The sequence below is a fragment of the Leifsonia sp. LS1 genome (genome assembly GCF_020521355.1).
Lineage (GTDB): Bacteria > Actinomycetota > Actinomycetes > Actinomycetales > Microbacteriaceae > Leifsonia.
Genome location: NZ_BPER01000001.1, coordinates 557,855 through 577,198, shown reverse-complemented (window position 1 = coordinate 577,198; position 19,344 = coordinate 557,855). Strand labels below are relative to the sequence as shown.

General features: G+C 70.6%; 17 protein-coding genes. 9 read left to right on the top strand and 8 right to left on the bottom strand.

The window, feature by feature from the left end:
- Positions 1–56: 56 nt before the first annotated feature.
- Positions 57–1,343: a GNAT family N-acetyltransferase gene (locus LLS1_RS02760; RefSeq protein ID WP_226653494.1), complete on the top strand. Its 1,287-nt coding sequence runs from the start codon at positions 57–59 to the stop codon at positions 1,341–1,343.
- A gap of 320 nt (positions 1,344–1,663) precedes the next feature.
- Here LLS1_RS02760 and LLS1_RS02755 read toward each other — a convergent pair whose 3' ends face one another.
- From LLS1_RS02755 to LLS1_RS02735, 5 genes are all read right to left on the bottom strand, one after another.
- Positions 1,664–2,950, bottom strand: coding sequence for an adenylosuccinate synthase (locus tag LLS1_RS02755; RefSeq protein ID WP_226653493.1), 1,287 nt, complete (start codon positions 2,948–2,950; stop codon positions 1,664–1,666).
- A gap of 111 nt (positions 2,951–3,061) precedes the next feature.
- The gene (locus LLS1_RS02750; RefSeq protein ID WP_226653492.1) at positions 3,062–3,853 is read right to left on the bottom strand and encodes a carbohydrate ABC transporter permease; all 792 of its coding nucleotides are present in this window, start codon (positions 3,851–3,853) and stop codon (positions 3,062–3,064) included.
- Between the two features lies 1 nt (position 3,854).
- Positions 3,855–4,820, bottom strand: a complete 966-nt coding sequence (locus tag LLS1_RS02745) for a carbohydrate ABC transporter permease (protein WP_226653491.1) — start codon at positions 4,818–4,820, stop codon at positions 3,855–3,857.
- A gap of 60 nt (positions 4,821–4,880) precedes the next feature.
- Entirely contained in the window at positions 4,881–6,221 is a 1,341-nt protein-coding gene (locus tag LLS1_RS02740; protein ID WP_226653490.1) for an ABC transporter substrate-binding protein, read from the bottom strand.
- Positions 6,222–6,266: 45 nt separating this feature from the next.
- On the bottom strand, positions 6,267–7,775 hold the full coding sequence (locus LLS1_RS02735; RefSeq protein ID WP_226653489.1) for an ADP-ribosylglycohydrolase family protein: 1,509 nt from the start codon (positions 7,773–7,775) through the stop codon (positions 6,267–6,269).
- A 133-nt stretch (positions 7,776–7,908) separates the two neighbouring features.
- Between LLS1_RS02735 and LLS1_RS02730 the strand changes: the two genes are divergently transcribed.
- The 6 genes from LLS1_RS02730 (at position 7,909) to LLS1_RS02705 (ending at position 13,614) form a co-directional block, all read left to right on the top strand.
- Complete coding sequence (locus tag LLS1_RS02730; protein WP_226653488.1) at positions 7,909–8,886, top strand: LacI family DNA-binding transcriptional regulator; 978 nt, start codon at positions 7,909–7,911, stop codon at positions 8,884–8,886.
- Positions 8,887–9,053: 167 nt separating this feature from the next.
- Positions 9,054–9,731 carry a TetR/AcrR family transcriptional regulator gene (locus LLS1_RS02725; protein ID WP_226653487.1) on the top strand — a complete coding sequence of 226 codons (678 nt, stop codon included), beginning with the start codon at positions 9,054–9,056 and terminating at the stop codon, positions 9,729–9,731.
- Positions 9,728–10,432: a hypothetical protein gene (locus LLS1_RS02720; protein ID WP_226653486.1), complete on the top strand. Its 705-nt coding sequence runs from the start codon at positions 9,728–9,730 to the stop codon at positions 10,430–10,432. Before LLS1_RS02725 ends, LLS1_RS02720 begins: the two co-directional genes overlap by 4 nt.
- A complete protein-coding gene (locus tag LLS1_RS02715; RefSeq protein ID WP_226653485.1) occupies positions 10,429–12,282 on the top strand; it encodes a YhgE/Pip family protein in 1,854 nt (617 codons plus the stop codon). Before LLS1_RS02720 ends, LLS1_RS02715 begins: the two co-directional genes overlap by 4 nt.
- A gap of 67 nt (positions 12,283–12,349) precedes the next feature.
- Positions 12,350–13,195 carry a metallophosphoesterase gene (locus tag LLS1_RS02710; RefSeq protein WP_226653484.1) on the top strand — a complete coding sequence of 282 codons (846 nt, stop codon included), beginning with the start codon at positions 12,350–12,352 and terminating at the stop codon, positions 13,193–13,195.
- Complete coding sequence (locus LLS1_RS02705; RefSeq protein WP_226653483.1) at positions 13,192–13,614, top strand: DUF3052 domain-containing protein; 423 nt, start codon at positions 13,192–13,194, stop codon at positions 13,612–13,614. Before LLS1_RS02710 ends, LLS1_RS02705 begins: the two co-directional genes overlap by 4 nt.
- A 178-nt stretch (positions 13,615–13,792) precedes the next feature.
- Here LLS1_RS02705 and LLS1_RS02700 read toward each other — a convergent pair whose 3' ends face one another.
- Entirely contained in the window at positions 13,793–14,470 is a 678-nt protein-coding gene (locus LLS1_RS02700) for a TrmH family RNA methyltransferase (protein ID WP_374758229.1), read from the bottom strand.
- 193 nt (positions 14,471–14,663) lie between these two features.
- Between LLS1_RS02700 and LLS1_RS02695 the strand changes: the two genes are divergently transcribed.
- Both LLS1_RS02695 and LLS1_RS02690 read left to right on the top strand, forming a co-directional pair.
- Entirely contained in the window at positions 14,664–15,464 is an 801-nt protein-coding gene (locus LLS1_RS02695) for an HAD-IIA family hydrolase (RefSeq protein WP_223358293.1), read from the top strand.
- 4 nt (positions 15,465–15,468) lie between these two features.
- Positions 15,469–16,020: a DUF4303 domain-containing protein gene (locus LLS1_RS02690; RefSeq protein WP_226653481.1), complete on the top strand. Its 552-nt coding sequence runs from the start codon at positions 15,469–15,471 to the stop codon at positions 16,018–16,020.
- Between the two features lie 16 nt (positions 16,021–16,036).
- On the opposite strand, the gene LLS1_RS02685 is transcribed toward LLS1_RS02690, so the two are convergent.
- The gene (locus LLS1_RS02685; RefSeq protein ID WP_226653480.1) at positions 16,037–18,763 is read right to left on the bottom strand and encodes a septum formation family protein; all 2,727 of its coding nucleotides are present in this window, start codon (positions 18,761–18,763) and stop codon (positions 16,037–16,039) included.
- Positions 18,763–19,311, bottom strand: a complete 549-nt coding sequence (gene pyrE, locus LLS1_RS02680; RefSeq protein ID WP_223358296.1) for an orotate phosphoribosyltransferase — start codon at positions 19,309–19,311, stop codon at positions 18,763–18,765. Before pyrE ends, LLS1_RS02685 begins: the two co-directional genes overlap by 1 nt.
- Positions 19,312–19,344 lie beyond the last annotated feature (33 nt).

Below are 19,344 nucleotides of genomic sequence, written 5' to 3'. Positions count from 1 at the left end.
GGACCGGCGGAGGGCGCCCCTCGCGGCCTCCCGGGCCCGGTGAGTACGGTGGAGAGGTGAACCAGAGCTACGAGAACGCGCCCGTCGACGAGCAGTCCGCCCACGAGGTCGAGGATGCTGGTCTGCGCCTGGCGCTCGTCGACACCTCCGACGCCGACGCGTTCGACGGCTGGATCCGTGCCGACTTCCGCGGCTTCCACGGCGGCGCGCCCTCGAAGGAGGTGCTGGAGGAGTCGCGCGGGCACCTGGCCGACCGGCGCACCACCGCGGTGTACGACGACGACGCTCCGACGGCCGAGCCCGTCGGGACCGTGAACTCGTGGATCGCCCCGCTGACCGTGCCCGGCGGCGTGCGCCTCGACAGCTGGGCCATCAGCTCGGTGACGGTCTCGCCCACTCACCGGCGCCGCGGCATCGCCCGCGCCCTGCTCGGCGGCGAGCTGCGCACCGCGCACCGTCTCGGCGTCCCGCTCGCGATCCTCACCGTCTCGGAGTCGGTGATCTACGGCCGCTGGGGCTTCGGCCCGGCCACCTTCTCCGCCGAGTGGCGCGTCGACACCAAGCGCGTGCGCTGGGCGGGCGGCGCGACCGGCGGACGCCTCTCGTTCACCGAGCCCGACGCGTACCGCGAGACCGGTCTCGCCGTCCTCGACGCCGCGATGGCCGCGCGCCCCGGTGAGATCGGCCTCTCGCCGTACCTGGCCGAGCGTCTGATCGGCCCGCTGAAGGGCAGCGACCACCCCGACCGCTTCCGCCTCGTCCGCTACGACTCCCCGTCGGGAGACCCGGAGGGCTTCGTCAGCTTCGCGCTGAAGGCGCACGACGACTTCGTGCGGCACACCGTGGAGGTCAACCACCTCGCAGCGACGACCGACGCGGCTCTCAGGGCGCTGTGGCGGTTCCTCCTCGAGATGGACCTCGTCTCGGAGGTCCGCGCCTGGACACGAGGTGTCGACGAGCCCCTGCCCGCCCTCGTGTCCGATCTGCGCGGCGCGGCGGTCGCCAGCGTGCAGGACCACCTCTGGGTGCGCATCCTCGACGTCCCCGCCGCTCTGACCGCCCGCCGGTACGAGCGCGACGGCGAGCTGGTGCTCGACGTGACGGATGACCTCGGTTTCGCCGCCGGCCGCTACCGTCTCACGGTGACGGACGGCGCCGCGACCGTCAGCGAGACCAGCGACGCCCCCGACGTCACCCTGCCGGTGGCCTCCCTCGGCAGCGTGTACCTCGGGCACGACTTCGCCCGCGCGCTCGCCGTCGCCGGCCGCATCGAGGGCGACGTCGCCGCGCTGGACGCGCTGTTCCGCACGGCGGTGCCGCCGCGCCTCAGCACCTGGTTCTGACGCGCCGCGCGCGCCGTCCCGTCCGCGCGCCCACCTACTCACCCGCCCGACCGAGCAGATCCGGAGATGTTTGCTCGGCCGACCTCGATCTCCGTGCGGACGGAGTACTGAGCGGCGTGTCGACCTGAGCCTCCGGAATTCCGGAGTCCTCTGTCACCGCACCGCGGCCGGCTCACACACAGCCAGGCCGATCCGTAACTCCGGAGACACCGACCGACACGCCACTCACGTCACCGGAACTCCGGAGGCATCGCCGCGGGCGGCAAGGATCTCCGGAATTGCCCGGCGAGGTGGGCGCTGCCGCCGATTGAGCGCGGCGCTCAGTCGATCAGGTCGTGGCGGACGACGATCTCGTCGCGCGCCGGGCCGACGCCGATCGCCGAGATGCGGGCGCCGGACATCTTCTCGAGCGCGAGGACGTAGTCCTGGGCGTTCTTCGGCAGCTCCTCGAAAGTGCGGGCACCGCTGATGTCCTCGGTCCAGCCCGGGAACTCCTCGTAGATCGGGGTGGCGTGGTGGAAGTCGCTCTGCGACGCGGGGACCTCGTCCACGCGCACGCCGTCGACGTCGTAAGCGACGCAGACCGGGATGCGCTCGATGCCGGTGAGCGTATCGAGCTTGGTCAGAACGAAATCCGTCACACCGTTGATGCGGGCGGTGTAGCGCGCGACGGGCGCGTCGTACCAGCCGGTGCGGCGCGGGCGGCCGGTCGTGGTGCCGAACTCGAATCCGCGCTCGCGCAGGAACTCGCCCCACTCGTCGAACAGCTCGGTCGGGAACGGACCCGCACCGACGCGGGTCGTGTACGCCTTGACGATGCCGATGACGCGGTCGATGCGGTTCGGGCCGATGCCGGAGCCGATGGCCGCGCCTCCCGAGGTCGAACTGGAGGAGGTGACGAACGGGTAGGTGCCGTGGTCGACGTCGAGCATGGTGGCCTGGCCGCCCTCGAAGAGCACGTATTTGCCGTCCTCCAGCGCGCGGTGCAGCAGCAGGGAGGAGTCCACGACCATGGGGCGCAGGCGCTCGGCGTAGCTCAGCAGCTGCTCCACGATCTCGTCCACCGAGATCGCGCGACGGTTGTACACCTTCACCAGCAGGTGGTTCTTCTGGTCGAGGGCGCCCTCGACCTTCTGGCGCAGGATGTTCTCGTCGAAGAGGTCCTGGATGCGGATGCCGACACGGTTGATCTTGTCGGCGTAGGTCGGTCCGATGCCGCGACCCGTCGTGCCGATCTGGCGCTTGCCGAGGAAGCGCTCGGTCACCTTGTCGATGGTGCGGTGGTACTGCGTGATCACGTGGGCATTGGAGGACACCTTGAGCCGCGACACGTCGACCCCGCGGGCGATGAGCCCGTCCAGCTCCTCGAAGAGCACCTCGATGTCGACCACCACGCCGTTGGCGATGACCGGGGTGACACCCTCGGTCAGGATCCCCGACGGCAGCAGGTGAAGCGCGTACTTCTCGTTCCCGACGACGACCGTGTGCCCGGCGTTGTTGCCGCCGTTGAACTTGACCACGTAGTCGATGCGGCTGCCGAGGAGGTCGGTCGCTTTGCCTTTGCCTTCGTCGCCCCACTGGGCGCCGATGATCACGATCGCGGGCACTGTCCACGTCCTCTCGATGGATGGGCGCACCGGTGCGTCACAGGACGACCGCTGCACTCGATCCTATCGCGACCCGTGTGCGGGGGCCGTCGGAGGGGTCTGCGGGGCGGCCTATTTGATCGCCCCCGCCGACAGTCCCTTCTCGAAGAACTTCTGCAGGCTCAGGTAGGCGATCACGATCGGGAGGCAGATCAGCACGAGGGCGGCGAAGATCTTGGGCTGATCCGAACCGTAGGTGCTCGTGAAGTAGAGCGGGATCGTCGTCACGGTCTGCATGGACGGATCCGGCAGGAAGAGCAGGGGAAGGAAGAACTCGTTCCATGCCTGCAGGAAGGTCCACACGATCAGGACCGCTGTGATCGGCTTCGCGAGAGGTAGGACGATCCTGACCAGCGCCGAGAAGCTGTTGCAGCCGTCGATGCGAGCGGCCTCGAGCACCTCCTCGGGGATCCCGGCGATGTAGTTGCGGGTCAGCAGGAGGGTGAACGGCACGATCGTCGTCGCCAGAGGGATGATGACCGCCAGATAGTTGTTGAACAGGTCCAGTCGCTGGACCATGACGAACAGCGGCACGATCAGCGCGATCGTCGGGAGGACGAGCCCGACCAGGATGGCATTGAAGACGAGCTTCTTGGCCGGGAACTGCATCTTGCCGAAGGCGTACGCGGCGAGCATCGTGAAGACGTAGACGAGCACGATGACCCCCGCCGAGATGACGAGGCTGTTGCCCATCGATTGCAGGAACGGCGTCTTGGTCAGAACGGCCAGATAGTTCGCCGCCGCACCCTCCCCGTCGAACGACTTCGCGACGATGGCCACGAGCGGCAGGAGGAAGGGGAGGGCGATCAGGGTCGCCGCGAGCTGGCAGACGACGCGGGAGAGTGTGGTGGGGCGTCCGAACATGTCAGTCCTCTCCGAAGCGGTAGGCGCGGATCTGGATCGAGGTGAGGATGAGGGCGATCACGAGCAGGAGGATCGAGAGCGCCGCGGAGTAACCCGCGTGGTACTGCTCCACGACCTGCTTGTAGATGTAGGTGGTGAGGAACTCGGTGCTGCGACCGGGACCTCCCCCGGTTGTCAGATACACCAGGTCGAAGGTCTTCAACGCACCGATGCACCCCGTCAACGCCAGGGTCGCGTGCGTGCCCTTGAGCTGCGGAAGCAGGATCCGCCGGACGATCTGCAGGCCACCCGCACCGTCGATGGCCGCCGCCTCGAACAGGCTCTGGTCCAGCTGCGAGATGGCGGCCTGATAGAGCAGGAAGCTGAAGCCCGTCCACTGCCAGATGTTGATGGCGGCGATCGAGTAGAGCGCGATGTTCGGATCGGCCAGCCAGGCCGTGTGCGCGTCGATGCCGACCGACCGGAGGAGCTGATTGAGCGCACCGTCCGGGCTCATGATCTCGCGGAACGCGGTCGCAACGGCAGCGGGAGCGAGCACGACCGGGAGGAACATCACGATCTTGTAGAGGGCGCGGCCCCGCACGGAATCGCTGGCGAGCAGAACGGCCATCGTGAGTCCCAGCACCATCTGGACGAGCACGGTGATCACGCCGAAGATCGCGACGTGGCCGACAGCGGTCCAGAACACCGGATCCTGCGCGATGGCGACATAGTTGCCGAAGCCGACCTGCTTCTGGCTGTCGTCGATGCCGTTCCAGTCGAGGGTGGAGACCCATCCCGTGTAGCCGATGCCGACATAGATGATCCCGACCACCAGGAGGAGCGCGGGAAGGATGTACAGCCAGGGTGTGAGCGGACGCTGCCCGATGGTGCGGACCGCGGCCGTGCGGCGCTTGGGCGCCCGCGAGCCATCCGGAGGCGCCGGTTCGGCGCGGGGCGGGCGTTCGATGACGGTCCTCGTTGTCATGTGCTTTTCCGAGGGGTGCCCGCCTGCGCGGGCACCCCGTCCTTCCTGATCCGGTGACGACTATTTCGCGATGGCGTCGATGGCCTTCTGGACGCTGGCCGCAGCGTCCTCCGGGCTCATCTGACCGCTTGCGACGGACGAGAGCGCCTGGCCGAGTGCTGTCTGCACGTCGGCGTCCTGGATCTGCCGAGCGCCGATCAGGTTCGTGATCTGCTTCGCCTGATCCTCCAGCGCGGGCTTCTGCACATCGGGCGCCGCCAGCTCGCTCGCGTCGACGGGCACCGACTTCAGCGCCGGGGTCTGCAGGGTCTTCGCGATCATGGTCTGGGCCGTCTTGCTCGAGGTCAGCCACTGCACGAGTGCGAAGGCCGCATCCTTGACCTTGCTCTTGGCCGAGATGGCCCAGCCGACGTCCGGCCCGCCGAAGAGCCGGCCGGTCTCCTTGGCGCCGCCGACCACGTCGGGGAAGGCGGTGGGCACGAACACCTGGGACGTGATCTGATCGCCGTACGTCGGCGCGAGGGAGGCGAGGGTCGGCTTCGTCATGTGGTCGTCGTTCCACGTGCCCAGTGCGATCATCGCCGCGTCGCCCTTGCTGAACATGTCGTTCACGTCCGGGTACTCGGTCTGGCCGAGGGCGCCCGGCTGGACGATGCCGTCGTCGAAGAGCTGCTTCCAGACCTCGAACGCCTTCACGAAATCGGCGCTGTCGAACTTCGCCGTGCCCAGGACGGCCTTGTAGAAGGTGCCGGGCGTGATCTGGTTGACGATCGACTGATAGACGTCGATGTTGACCCAATCGTCTTTCGCGCCCTGGACGAAGCAGGTCTTGCCGAGCTGGGTGATCTTCGCGCAGGCGTCCTTCCACTCGGCGAGCGTGGTGGGCGGCTGCACCCCGGCCTGGTCGAGGATGCCCTTGTTGTACCAGAGGAGGCCTCCTCCGGTGATCATCCACGGGAGGCCGACCTGCTTGCCGTCGACGGCGAGCTGCTGGGTCTCGAGCAGTCGGTCCTTCCAGTCGGCCCCGATGTTCTTGGCGGCGAGCGGGGCGAGGTCGGAGGCGAGCGGGGCGAACTGCGTGGTCAGCGCCCCGACCTGCAGGCCGAACACGTCAGGGCCGGAGTTGCTGGTCGCGGCAAGGCGAACGGCGTTGACGTAGTCGCTGTACTGGATGAAGCGGTGCTTGATCGTGATGTCCGGGTGCTCCTTCTCGAACGCCGTGATCCACTGCTTGTCCTGGGTGTCGTCCGGGTTCCACGACCACCAGTTGACGGTCGTCTTGCCTCCGGAGCCGTCGGACGATCCGCTCGACGAGCAGGCGGTCATGCCGCCGATCGCCACGGTCGCCGCTGCGGCGGCCGCGACCGCCCGGGTGAGCCACTTGCGGGTGCGGGATTCCATGCTGTCTCCATTACTTCGTTGTAGGGGATGGTGCGAGGGGTCGGTTCAGGGGCGGAGCGCGTTCTCGATCCAGAGCATGCTCGGGCGCTCGACGAGGGCGACCACCCATTCGGCGGCGTCCCGATGCTGCGGCGGGCGCTTGAACGCGATCGAGAGGGTGTGCGCGCCCTCCGCGAGCTCGAAGTCGACATACTGGCCGACGGGCGCCATGTGGGGTGCAGGGAAGAACAACACGCTGCCTTGCGCTCCGTGGAGGAACTCGCCGTCGATCCACACGCGGTAGTCCTCGGTGCTGTTGACCATCAGTCGCACGTCCCGCCGGCCGCGCCCGTCGAGCGCGTACTCGACCATGAGGAGGCGGTCGTCGAACTCGGTCCGGGGCTTGCGCACCCAAGTGCCCGGAAGGCTTCCGTCCGCATAGTCGAGTGCGGGGAGAGGCCCACCGATCTGCGGCAGCTCGGACTGGTCGCGCTGGTTCCACCGCTCCGGTGAGTACACCGTGTTGAAGTGAGAGAGGCGCACGGGGATGCGGTGGGTCGCCGGGTCGAACGGTGCGCTCGTCGCACGGGGTGCGACGCCACCGAGACGGCGTCCGAGCCTGAGGACCAGATCGGTGAAGTCGTCGAGGGTGGAGGGGTGCTCCAGGTCGACGATCTCCGAGTTGAGCACGAGGTCGCTGCCGATCGGCGCGAGCCAGCGATCGTCGATACCGCCGGGGTCCAGGATGCCGAGCAGCGCGCCCACCGAGGCCGTCGAGCTGTCGCAGTCCTCGCCGCAGTTGTTGGTGATGAGGATGGCCTCCGAGAAGTCGCGGCCGTGCAGCCAGCCCAGGATGACGAAGCCCGTGTTCTGGCGCACGTCGGTGAAGTCCTGGCTGCCGTACTTCTCGACGATGAGCGCACGGACATCGCGCCAGTCGTCGTGCTCCCGCGCCCAGCGTCGCGTGTCGACGACGACGGCGGCGATGCCGCTGTCGGCGGGGATTCCGGCGAGGGCGCCGTCGATGAGCGCGTCGGTGTCGGACTCGACGAAGGCGAGCGACTGGAGGCGGGCGAGGAACTGGGCCGCGTAGACACCGTCGCCGTCGTGGTCGAAGCAGGCGTCCTCGTAGGCGTAGGCGGCCGCGAGATCGGGGTCGCCGGGCGCCAGGCAGGCCCAGATCTCCGACCGGATCGCCGCACCCTCTCCGCAGGTGAACCAGTTGTCGTAGGAGCCGGTGTAGGGCGGCTCCAGCCCTTCCGCGAGGTTGCGCACCGCGACGCCGTACTCGTTCCAGGGGAAGAGCACGTGCTTGCGCCAGGCGTCGGCGAGGATGTGACGGTCGACGCGGGGCTCCTCCAGCGCGTCGAGCACCGCCGCATAGACGACCTGCAGGTCGAGGTCGTCGTTCGGGACCATCTCGTCCGGCACCGGGAAGTAGAAGTCGGCGTCGATCGGCCCGGACAGCCCTTCGAAGGTCTGCCCGAGGGTTCCTCCCACGGCTTTGCCGAGCCAGCAGCCCTGGATGCGGTCACGCACCGAGGGGGTCAGATCGGTCGGGGCGAGTGTCGTCATTGTTCTCCTTCGAACGGACTGCGCGTGCGACGGTGAACCATTTCACCGACGATGTGGTGAATCATTTCACCGAGGCGGCTATCCTGTCAACGTGCGGATGCTCGGAACGGGCCCGCCGCAGAGAGGGGGCCACGTGTCGGCACGATCCAGCATCCGCGACGTCGCCGAGCGCGCGGCCGTCTCCATCGGCACGGTGTCGAACTTCCTCAACGACACGAAGCCGATCGCGCCCGCCACCGCGGAACGGATCCGCGCCGCGATCGACGAGCTCGGCTTCATCCCGAACGCAGCCGTGCGGGTGATGCAAGGCGCGCGGAGCCCCGCATTGGCGTTCCTCGTGCCCGATCTGTCCAACCCGTTCCTCGCAGAGGTGAGCCGAGGCATCGAGGACGTGGCACTGGAGCACGGCCACATCGTGATCACCTGCAACACCGACGGCGACCTCGACCGTGAACAGCGCTTCGCCCAGGTGCTCGCCGAGATGCGCGTGGCCGGCGCGATCACGATGGCGATGACCGCCGAAGGGGAGCCGTTGCAGCTGGTCAAGGACAGCGGCGCACGAGTGGTCCTCGTCGGCTCGCACTCGGACGAGTACATCTCGGTGAACATCGACAACCCGCTCGCCGGGTATCTCGCCATGCAGCATCTGCTCGACCGAGGGCACCGGCACTGCGTGTTCTTCGGGGGCCCGGGCGCCGCGCCCCAGATCGCGGAGCGCCTCGACGGCATCCAGGAGGCCGCCCGAGACGCGGGCATCGCGATCGAGATCGTGCGCTTCGACGCAGCGGGCAACGACATGGCCTCACGCCTCCGGGCCGCCGAGCAACTGCTCGACGATCTCGGCGGCGCGACCGCTGCGATCTGCGCCAACGATCTCCTGGCGCTGGCGCTCCAGACGGCGGCACTCCGCCGCGGCCTCCGCATCCCTCAGGACCTCGCGATCATCGGATACGACGATATCGACGATGCGATCTCGGCGGTCGTGCCCCTCACCTCCGTCCACCATTCGGGCCGCGAGCTGGGTGCCCACGCCGCCGCCCTCGCCCTCGGCCTCGATCACGGGCTGCTCCCCGTCTCCCCTCCCCGCCTGGTCGTGCGCGCGTCGACCTGACACCCCCGCCCCCGCACCCCCACCCCCGCTCCCCCCGCGTAGCCCGTGCGCCGAAGTTCACGTTCTTGCGCTCATTTCGGCGAAATGAGCGCACCGTCGTGAACTTCGGCGGGCGGATGCAGCGCGATAAGTTGCACAGTGGTGTGCAAGAAGCGTAGGATGGGCGCATGTCCGCTCCCTCCACCCGCGCGCCGCGACGCGATGCCGCCGCGAATCGGGAGGCCCTCCTCGTCGCCGCGGCGGCGGCCCTGAACGAGGACATCGACGCCTCCCTCGAGACCATCGCCGCGCGCGCCGGCCTCAGCCGCCGCGCGCTCTACGGGCACTTCGCCAACCGCGACGACCTGCTGGTCGACGTGTTCACGCGCGGCGCCGCCCGGCTGGCGGCGCTGCTCGACCCGGTGTCGCATCCCGACGCCCGCGTCGAGATCGCGCTGTTCGGAGCGACCCTGTGGGCCGAGGTCGAGCACATCCGGGTCAGCGCGGCTCTCGCCGTGCGCGGGCCGCACCGGCACATGGTCGCCACCGCCCTCGACCCGGCCCGCGAGCGCCTCCGCTCCACGGTCGAGCGGGGGATGGCCGCCGGTCAGGTGCGCACCGACCTCGACCGCGAGACCGTCACCCGGCTCATCGAGAACGCGGCCGTCGCCGTGCTCGACGAGGCCACCCGCGCCGGACTCTCCCGCGCCGCCGGGCACCGGCTGGTCATGCTCGCCGGCCTCGGCGCCGCCGGGCTGGGCTGGCAGGAGGCCGACGCACTCATCGACAGCACACCCGAACTCGCGTTCGTCCCGGAGCAGGGCGGCACACCCGAACAGGACGCGGCACCCGAGGAGACCCGTTGAAGATCGCACTCGACTCCGTCGCGAAGGGGCCGCGCAACGCCGCCCTCCCGCCGACCACCGTCGCCTACGCCACCGGTCAGGCCGTGCTCGCCCGCGCCGAGACCGAGCAGCGCCCCACCGTGCTCGGGCTGATCGCCTCGGGCCGGATGCGCCCGGACGCCGGGGTGGTGACCATCGACGGAACGACGGACTACCGCACCATGCGGCGCCGGATCGCCCTCATCGACGCCCCCGACGTCTGCGAGCCCGCCGCCGACGTCACCGTCGCCGGAATCGTGGCGGAGGAGCTGATGTTCGCGGGACGCGCCTCCCACCCGATCGCCGCCAACAAGCGGCTGAACGAGCTCGGCGCCTCCGAGTACGCGCGCTGGGCGATCGGCACGGTGCCGCCCACCGTGCGCATCCGCCTCCTCGCCGAGCTGGCGCTGATGCGGGAGGGGGTGGACGGTCTCGTGATCGTCTCACCCGACCGGCACGGCGGCGACCCGACCGAATGGTGGACGTTCGCGCGCGAACTCGCCGGTCGCGGCATCGCCGTGCTCGTGGTGGCGGGCGACGCGTCCGCCGCGGCCATCGCCGCCGCCTCCCTCGTCTCGCGACTCGACGAGACCGCTCCGACGACCGGCCCCGCGACCTTCGACGAGGACCCGGGCCACGACGACACCGACGACCTTCCCGACCTGATCGTGGAGAACGCATGAAGATCCCGCAGATGATCGCGGCGGAGTTCCGCCGCCTGACGGCCAACCCGATGGCCATCGTGGCGCTCATCGCGCTCATGGCCGTGCCCGTGCTCTACGGCGGCCTGTACCTGTGGGCCAACCAGAACCCGTACGCCAACCTCAACAAGATCCCGGCGGCGATCGTCGTGGACGACACCGGCGCGAGCGTCGACGGCAAGACTGTCAATTACGGCGACCAGGTGGCCGACCAGCTCATCGAGGACGGCTCGTTCGACTGGAAGCGCGTGGAGTCGGGATCCGCGGCGAGCGGTGTCGACGACTCGAAGTACGACTTCAGCATCACGTTCCCGTCCGACTTCTCCGAGGCGCTCGCCTCCGCCTCGGGCGACAGCCCGCGCCGCGCAATCGTCACGCTGACGACCAACGACACCAACAGCTACCTGGCGTCGACGATCGGCACACAGGCGGCCGAGAAGATCCGCACCTCCATCGTCAAGCAGGTGAACCAGCAGGCGGCGGAGCAGTTCCTCCTCGGCCTCGCGGACATCCGCTCGAGTCTCGTGAAGGCGGCGGACGGCGCCAACCAGCTCGTGGACGGCAGCGCCACCGCGCAGTCGGGGGCTTCCGCGCTCGCGGACGGCACGGCGCAGCTGTCGAGCGGGTCGCAGACCCTGGCCGGATCCCTCGGGCAGCTCACCTCCGGCGCCCAGAAGGTGAGTGACGGGGCGGCGCAGGTCGCTGCCGGCAACCAGCAGCTCGCGGCCAAGGCCAACGAAGCCGGGCAGGCCGCCGCGCAGCTCGCGGCGGACGCCCCCGCGGTCGGCCAGAAGCTGATCGCCCAGCTCCAGGCCGACGGCGTCGACCCGGCCATCATCCAGCAGGTGCAGACCGCCCTCGGCGACATCGACACCAAGGTGCAGTCGGGCAACAGCCAGATCCAGGCAGCAGTCGGGCAGGTGAACCAGCTCTCCGCCGGAGCCGACCAAGTCGCGAGCGGCGCCTCCCAGGTCGCCAGCGGATCCGCCCAGGCGCAGGCCGGTGCCGAGCAGCTGGCGACCGGCGCCGGCTCCGCGGCCTCCGGCGCCGCCCAGCTGCGCGACGGCCTCACGACACTCCACGACGGCACCACGACACTGAGCAACGGCCTCCAGGACGGCGTGAAGCAGATCCCGGACAACTCCCCCGAGCTGCAGAAGAAGCAGGCGTCGACCATCTCCGACCCGGTCAACCTCAAGAACGACAGCATCACCTCCGCCGGGACCTACGGTGCCGGGCTCGCGCCGTTCTTCGTCGCCCTGGCCGGCTGGATCGGCATCTACGCGCTGTTCCTGATCGTGAAGCCCGTCTCGCGCCGGGCGATCACGGCCCTCCACTCGCCGGTCAAGATCACGCTCGCGGGCTGGCTCACGCCGGGCCTGCTGGGCGCGATCCAGATGGTCGGCCTGTTCGCGATCGTCGCGGGGGCGCTCGGCTTCCGCATCGACAACCCGGTCGGGATGTACGGGCTGATGGCGCTGGCGTCCCTGACCTTCGCGGCGATCATCCTGACGCTCAACGTGTGGCTGGGCAGCGTCGGACAGTTCCTCGGCCTGGTGCTGATGGTGCTCCAGCTGGTGACCGCCGGAGGCACATTCCCCTGGCAGACGCTGCCCGGGCCGTTGGCCGCGCTGCACCACGTGCTCCCGATGTCCTACGCCGTCGACGGGATACGCCAGCTGATGTACGGCGGCAACCCGGCGACGGCCTGGGCGGACGCGGGCGTGCTCGGTCTCTGGCTGCTGATCGCTCTGCTGCTGGCGGCGATCGGGGTGACGCGGATGACGCACTTCCGCACGCTGCGCGACCTGCGGCCGTCGCTGATCGGGTAGGCGCGCCGATCCGCTGACGGTCCGCCGGTCGCCCGGCCCCGTCACCGGTGCGCGCTAGGCTCGGCGCGTGACCGCCTCCCACCGCATCCTGCACCTCAGCGATACCCACCTCTTCGGCGACGGGACCCTGCACTACGGCCTCGTGGACACGCGCATCGCGCTCGAGCGGGTGCTCGAGCGCGCGGGGTCGCTGGGCGCTGTCGATGCGGTCGTCGTCTCCGGCGACCTCTCCGACGACGGGTCGGCCGAGTCGTACCGGATCCTCTCCGGGATGCTCGAGCCGTGGGCGGCCGAGCGGGGTGCGCAGGTCGTGTACGCGATCGGCAACCACGACCTCCCGGAGCCGTTCGAGGAGGTCCTCGGGGAGCGCGAGACCGTCGTGGAGGTGCGCGGGCTGCGGATCGTGACCGTCGACTCCACGGTGACGGGCGCCGGGTACGGGTCGATCGACGAGGAGCAGCTGGAGCGGCTGCGCGAGGTCCTGTCGGAGTCGGCCGAGCACGGAACCGTCGTCGTGCTGCACCACCCGCCGACGCCGCCGACGACCGGGCTCTTCGAGAGCCTGCGGCTGGTGGACCCGGACCCCCTCCTGGAGGCGTGCCGCGACGGCGACGTCCGCGCGATCCTGGCCGGCCACTACCACCACGCGCTCGCGACCGAGACGGACCCGGGGTACATCCCGCTCGTCGTCGCCCCGGCCGTCGCGAACACCGTCGACGTGCTCTGGTCCGAGCCCGGCGACCGTGCGGTTCGCGGTTCGGGATTCGCGGTGGTCGACCTCCCGGACGACGAGCCTGTGCGCGCGCACTTCGTGACGGCGCCCGCCGGGGACGACGGCGATCCGGTCTACGTGCTCAGCCCGGCGGACGTCGAGCGCATCGCCGAGGCTTCGGGGTGGCGGGGCGAGGGATGAGCACCCCGGCCGGCTACTCCGGCACGCCGCTGTGGAAGAAGCTCGGGCTGAAGCCCGGGATGCGCGCCCAGCTGCTGCACGCGGACGCCGGCTGGCGCATCCCCCTCGACGCACCGGACGCCCCCGCACCGATCGAATGGCTCCCTCCGCGCGATGACGGCCCGGCCGGGCTGGTGCTCGCGTTCTACCGCGAGGCGGCGGAGTACCTGGCCGAACTCGACGCGCTCGGCGCGCGCATCCGGCCGGACGGGATGCTGTGGGCGGCGTGGCCGCGCAAGGCCGCCGGGCACGTGAGCGACATCGACGAGAACCTCCTGCGCGACGCCGCACTCGACCGCGGGCTTGTCGACGTGAAGGTCGCCGCCCTCTCGACCGATTGGTCCGGCCTCAAGATCGTCTGGCGCCGCGAGAACCGGTGACCCCCTCCTCTCGCGCGCGCCCGCCCTCCTCACGACATTTGGACCAAAACGCGGGAACGGGCGCGCCATTCGCGACTCTTGGACCAAAACGCGCCGCACCTCGCCTCGTGCGATTTGGACCGAATCGCGGGAAAGGGCGCGCCATTCCCGACTCTTGGACCAAAACGCGGGTGGGAGGTCAGAAGCGCACGTGCTGCAGGATCCAGGCGTGCATGGCCACGGCGGCCGCCGCCGACGCGTTGATCGAGCGGGTGGAGCCGAACTGCGAGATCTCGACCACGGCGTCCGCCGCGTCGATCGCGGGCTGCGAGAGCCCCGGGCCCTCCTGCCCGAAGAGCAGCACGCACTCCCGCGGGAGCGCGAAGGTCTCGATGAGCACCGACCCGGGCACGTTGTCAATCGCGATGATCGGGAGGCCGGCCTCCCGCGTCCAGGCGACGAACCCCTCCACGTCCTCATGGTGGCGGACGTGCTGGTACCTGTCGGTCACCATGGCACCGCGCTTGTTCCAGCGCCGACGTCCGATGATGTGCACGGTGTCGGCGGCGAACGCGTTGGCGCTGCGCACGATCGAGCCGATGTTCATGTCGTGCTGCCAGTTCTCGATGGCGACATGGAACGGATGCCGGTGCTCGTCGAGGTCGGCGACGATGGCCTCCATCCGCCAGTAGCGGTAGCGGTCGATCACATTGCGGGTGTCGCCGTGGCGCAGCAGCTCGGGGTCATAGTGCTCGCCCGCCGGCCAGTCGCCGGGCCAGGGGCCCACGCCGTGCGTGCTGAGCTCGTGCGACGGTCCGGGCTGATCCACCCCGCCAGCGTAGTCGCGCGCCACGCATCTGCTCGACAGAGGCGCCATCGCCCGGACGGGTTCGCGCCGCTCACGGCGAAGGCTCTGGCCCGACGCGTCCGCCTGACCCGTCCGCCCGACCCGTCCGCCCGGCGCATCCGTGCAACGCGCCCCGCGGCGGGCGTGAACAGGCTGAGTGCCCGCCCGCCGCCCGGCCCCGACCTCTAAGCTGGTGGCGTCCGGTCCATCGAAAGGGGTTTGCGTGGCTCGACGCGACGAGATCGAATGCTGGCTCACCGACATGGATGGTGTGCTCGTCCATGAAAACAAGGCGCTGCCGGGCGCCTCCGAGCTGATCCAGCAGTGGCGCGACAGGGGCACGCCGTTCCTCGTGCTCACGAACAACTCCATCTACACCCCGCGCGACCTCGCCGCCCGTCTCCGCGCCTCCGGGCTGGACGTTCCGGAGGAGTCGATCTGGACCTCCGCCCTCGCCACGGCCGACTTCCTCAAGTCGCAGAAGCCGGGCGGCAGCGCCTACGTGATCGGCGAGGCGGGTCTGACGACCGCTCTGCACGAGGCCGGCTTCATCATGACCGACACGAACCCCGACTACGTCGTCGTCGGCGAGACACGCAGCTACTCGTTCGACGCGATCACCAAGGCCATCCGCCTCATCGGCGCCGGAGCGCGGTTCATCTCGACCAACCCCGACGCGACCGGCCCGAGCGCCGAGGGCCCGCTGCCCGCGACCGGAGCCGTGACCGCCATGATCACCAAAGCGACCGGCGGCATGGAGCCCTACGTCGTGGGCAAGCCCAACCCTATGATGTTCCGCTCGGCCCTCAACCGCATCGGCGCGCACTCCGAGAACACGGCGATGATCGGCGACCGGATGGACACCGACGTCGTCGCGGGCATCGAGGCAGGACTGCACACCATCCTGGTGCTGACCGGCATCAGCGATCAGGCCGAGATCGACCGCTACCCGTTCCGGCCCGACGAGATCCTGAGCGGCGTCAGCGAACTGCTCTCCACCGAGCCCGTGGAATCGGATCTTTGACGGCGTGACCCTCGAGCACCACCCCGCCGCCTACGCGCGCGTCCGCTCCGCGATCCGGGAGGCCGCCCGCCGCGCGTGGACCGAGCTGCGGCGTGAGCACCCCGAGTCGTTCTACTACTTCGGGCTGTGGACGACGCCGCTCGCGCACCGCCCGGCCCCCACGGCTCTTTCGGTGGAGGGACTCCGTCGAACGGTCGACCACTACGGCGCGCGCGGCATGACCGTCACCGAGGACGAGCTGCGCTGGGCGGAGAACGACTCGCCCTTCGACCTCTTCGGTGACGCAGGCTTCGCCGAGGTCGAGGAGCTCTTCGACGCGTTCGGCAACCCCTACGACCGCCCCCGCGCCGTGAACGAGGCCCTGTTCGAGGCGATCTCGGGCGCACTCGCCGACCTCGACGCGGAAGGGTTCTTCGGTACCGGCTCCGCCCGCGACGCCGTGGTCGTCAACGTGACGATGCCCGGTCACGACGAGGCGGAGGACGTGCTGGAGTCCGCGCGGGCCCTCAACCCGCCGACGGCGCTCGGCCGCTACGAGGCCGACTGGTCGGAGTGAGCGCCACGACCGGCGATCAGGCCGCGGGGCCCGGCCCGGCCACCGATGATGTCATGGGCTCGCCCGTCGACCGGCTCGCGAAGCAGTAGTAGGAGCGCTGTCCGTCCTTCCACTGCTCCTCCGTCGCGGGGAAGGTGCCCTGCACCTGCAGCCCGGTGTATGCGCCCGCGGCGTTCAGGTCGATCACGCCCGGGGCTGTGCACAGGCCGTTGATCTGCTGCGCGAGGGCGTCGGCACCGGGATAGGCTGCCGCGATGTCGGGGTTCAGGATGCCCGTGTAGACCATCTGCGCCGTGTGCGGCGTCGCGCAGTCCACGACCGTGAACGACTCCGCCCACGGTGTCGTGTACGGCTCGATGCACTCGCCGCCGCCGAGCACATCCCAGGCCTGCACGCCCGCCGCAGCGGGGGCCGCCGGCTTGGGCGTGACCGTGGGGGTCGGGGTGGGCGTCGGCGTGGGCGTCTTCGACGGGGTGGAGGCCGACGTCGCCTTCGCCGTGGACGACGCGGCGCCGAAAAGCGACGGCAGACGCGTGCCGAGGGCGAACAGGCCGATGAGAACGAGGATCACCGCGAGAATGCCCGCGACGAGGAAGAGCACGCGGGTCTTGCGCGGATCCCGCGGCCGGGACGGGGGTGTCGAGCCGTCGCCCGCGCCGGGTGCGCCCGGGCCGGCGGGTTCTGCGAGCGGTCCAGGGAGCACGGTGGTGGGCGCGCCGTCGACCGGGGGCGGCGCCGTCGGCGGTGTGGCCGCGGACGGGATCGCGACCGTCGGGTCGGCGGCGAAGACCGGAGCGGGCAGCGTCTCCTGCGGCACGGTCACGGGCTCCGTGAACTGCGGGCCCTCGACGGCCGCGCTGGGCTCGACGGGCGGGAACTCCCGGAACAGCGGGGGCTCGACGGGGGCGGGGAGGTCGGCGGGTGCTGCGGGGTCGGCGGTCGCGTCGGCTTCGGGCTCTGGAGTCGTCTCGGGAACGAGTTCCGGGTCGGGCTCGGGCTCGGGCGCGAGTGCCGGCTCCGGTTGGGCCTCCGGCTCCGGCTCGGCGACCTCACCGAAGAGCGCGGCCAGGCCGTCGTCCGGGTCCGCGTCGCCGGGATCCGCACTGCCGGACTGCGGTTCATCCGGGCCATCGGTCGGCGTCTCCCCCGTCGCGGGGTCGTCGGCGGTGACCGTGTCCTGGGGCAGTGCCGCGGTCGGCTCCGACACCGCGGTGGGGGCCGTCGCCGCCGTCGACGGGGCGATCTCGGGCGACGCCAGCGGATCCGGGTCGTCGGCTCGGGCCGCGAGCAGGGCGGCCATCTCCGCGGTGTCGAGTTTCGTGGTCGGCACATCCGCGCCGTCGACTGCGGGCTCGAACAGCGCGGACGGATGCGGCGGCGGAAGTACGGGCTCGGCGGGAGGTTGGGGCGCGACGAACGCGGATGGCGCGGGCGTGGGTGCGAACGGCTGTGTCGGCGTCCAGAGCGGCGCTGCCGCAGGCGGGGGCGTCGTGTCGGTAGGCGTCGTGGCCGCAGGCGTTGTGGCGGTCGTGGCGTCTTCCGGGGGCGGCGTGGCGACGGGAGGCGACGGGACGACCGGCGTCGCGGGTGGCGGTTCGGACCCCCGCACGATCGGGATGATCCCGGTGGTGTCGCCGATGATCGAGCGCGACGACGGCGCATCGGACGGGGGTGGACCGTACCCGAGCAGGGCGGCGAGGCCGTGGCTCTGCGCCTCCTCAGGAGCGACCGATTCACGAGAGGCCGGGGACGGCTCCGGCTGCTCGGGCGCGTCGGCCGACGCAGGGGGCGCGCCGCGGCGCGCACTGGCCGACGCGTCATCCCACTCCGGAGGTTCCGGCATCCGGAGCGAAGCGAGGAAGCTCGGCGGTTCGGAGGACGGCGCGCCGTCATCCGTCGCGGACGCCTCCGCGGCGGGCGGAGCCGGTTCCGACGGTGCACGGTGCGAGGGCGCGGTCACCGGCGCGGTGAACAGTGGCGGCTCCGCCGGCGCGTCGGCGCGCGGCCCCGCCACCGGCGCCGTGAACAACGGCGGCTCCGCTGCGGGCGAGGCCTCCACGGTCGGTTCGGCAGCCGGCCCTGTGACCGGAAGGGTGTACACCGGCGGTTGCGGGAGCGCGGGCTGCTCCGCGACAACCGGCTGCTCCGGAACCACCGGCCGGTCCGGTGTCACCGACGGCTCGGGGAGGGCAGGGATGAGGGGTGCAGACGGTTCCTGCAGCGTGGGTTCACGATCCGGCTCGGCGGGTTCCGACGAACCCGATCCGGCATCCTGAGCGGGATTCGATCCGGGTTGCGCCCGGGCCTCCGGGTTCCCGGCGACCAACGGGTCCGCGCCGGTGCCGGGTGTCAGATGCCAGGTGAAACCGGCCGGGGCGACCGGGGAGACAGGCGGGCTCGACTCGGCGGGCGACGCCGACGATATCGCCGACACGGTCGGTCCGGTCGATTCGGCGGATCCGGGCGTATCCTCGTCGCCGGCGCCCGCATCCGCTTCAGCCGAGGCATCGGGAGCGGTCGACCCTCTGCGCCACCGTCGCCGTCCGCGCGGCGCGGGCTCCAGCTCGTCGTCGTCCTCGAAGGACGAATCCGTGGCCGCATCCTCGGCCGACGTTCCCAGCTCGCGGAGGAGCCACTCGCTGCTTCCGAACTCGGGTTCGGCCTCCTCCGCGCCGGGCGCTGCGGAACTCGGCGGCGCCTCGGCGTCGCCGTCCCCGGTGCCGGGATCGCGGTGGTCGGCCACTACTCCAGCCCCAGGTCCTTGAGGCCGATGGCGGCGTAGTACGGGTAGCCGGCGGCCTCGATGACCTCGCGCGCGCCGGTGTCACGGTCGACCACGACGGCGACGGCGGCGATCTCGGCCCCCACCTTCTTCAGGGCCTCGACGGCCTTGAGCGGGGAGCCTCCGGTGGTGGAGGTGTCCTCAAGGACGACGACGCGCTTGCCCTCGAGGTCGGGGCCTTCGACCTGCTTGCCGCGGCCGTGGTCCTTCGGCTCCTTGCGCACGACGAACGCGTCATAGCCGGCGCCGCGGGCGGCACCCTGGTGCAGGATGGCGGCGGCGACCGGGTCGGCTCCCATCGTCATCCCGCCCACGGCCGAGACGTCGGGGATGCCGGCGATCAGATCGAGCATGACCTGGCCGATGAGCGGCGCGACGCGGTGGTCGAGGCTGACCTTGCGCAGATCGACGTAGTAGGTGGCCTTCTTCCCGCTCGTGAGCGTGAAGTCCCCGTGGAAGACGGCCTCGGCCGAGATGTAGTCGATGAGCTGCTGTCGTGCGTCGGTCACGTCCCGATTCTATGGGGGCGGGCCTCTCGATAC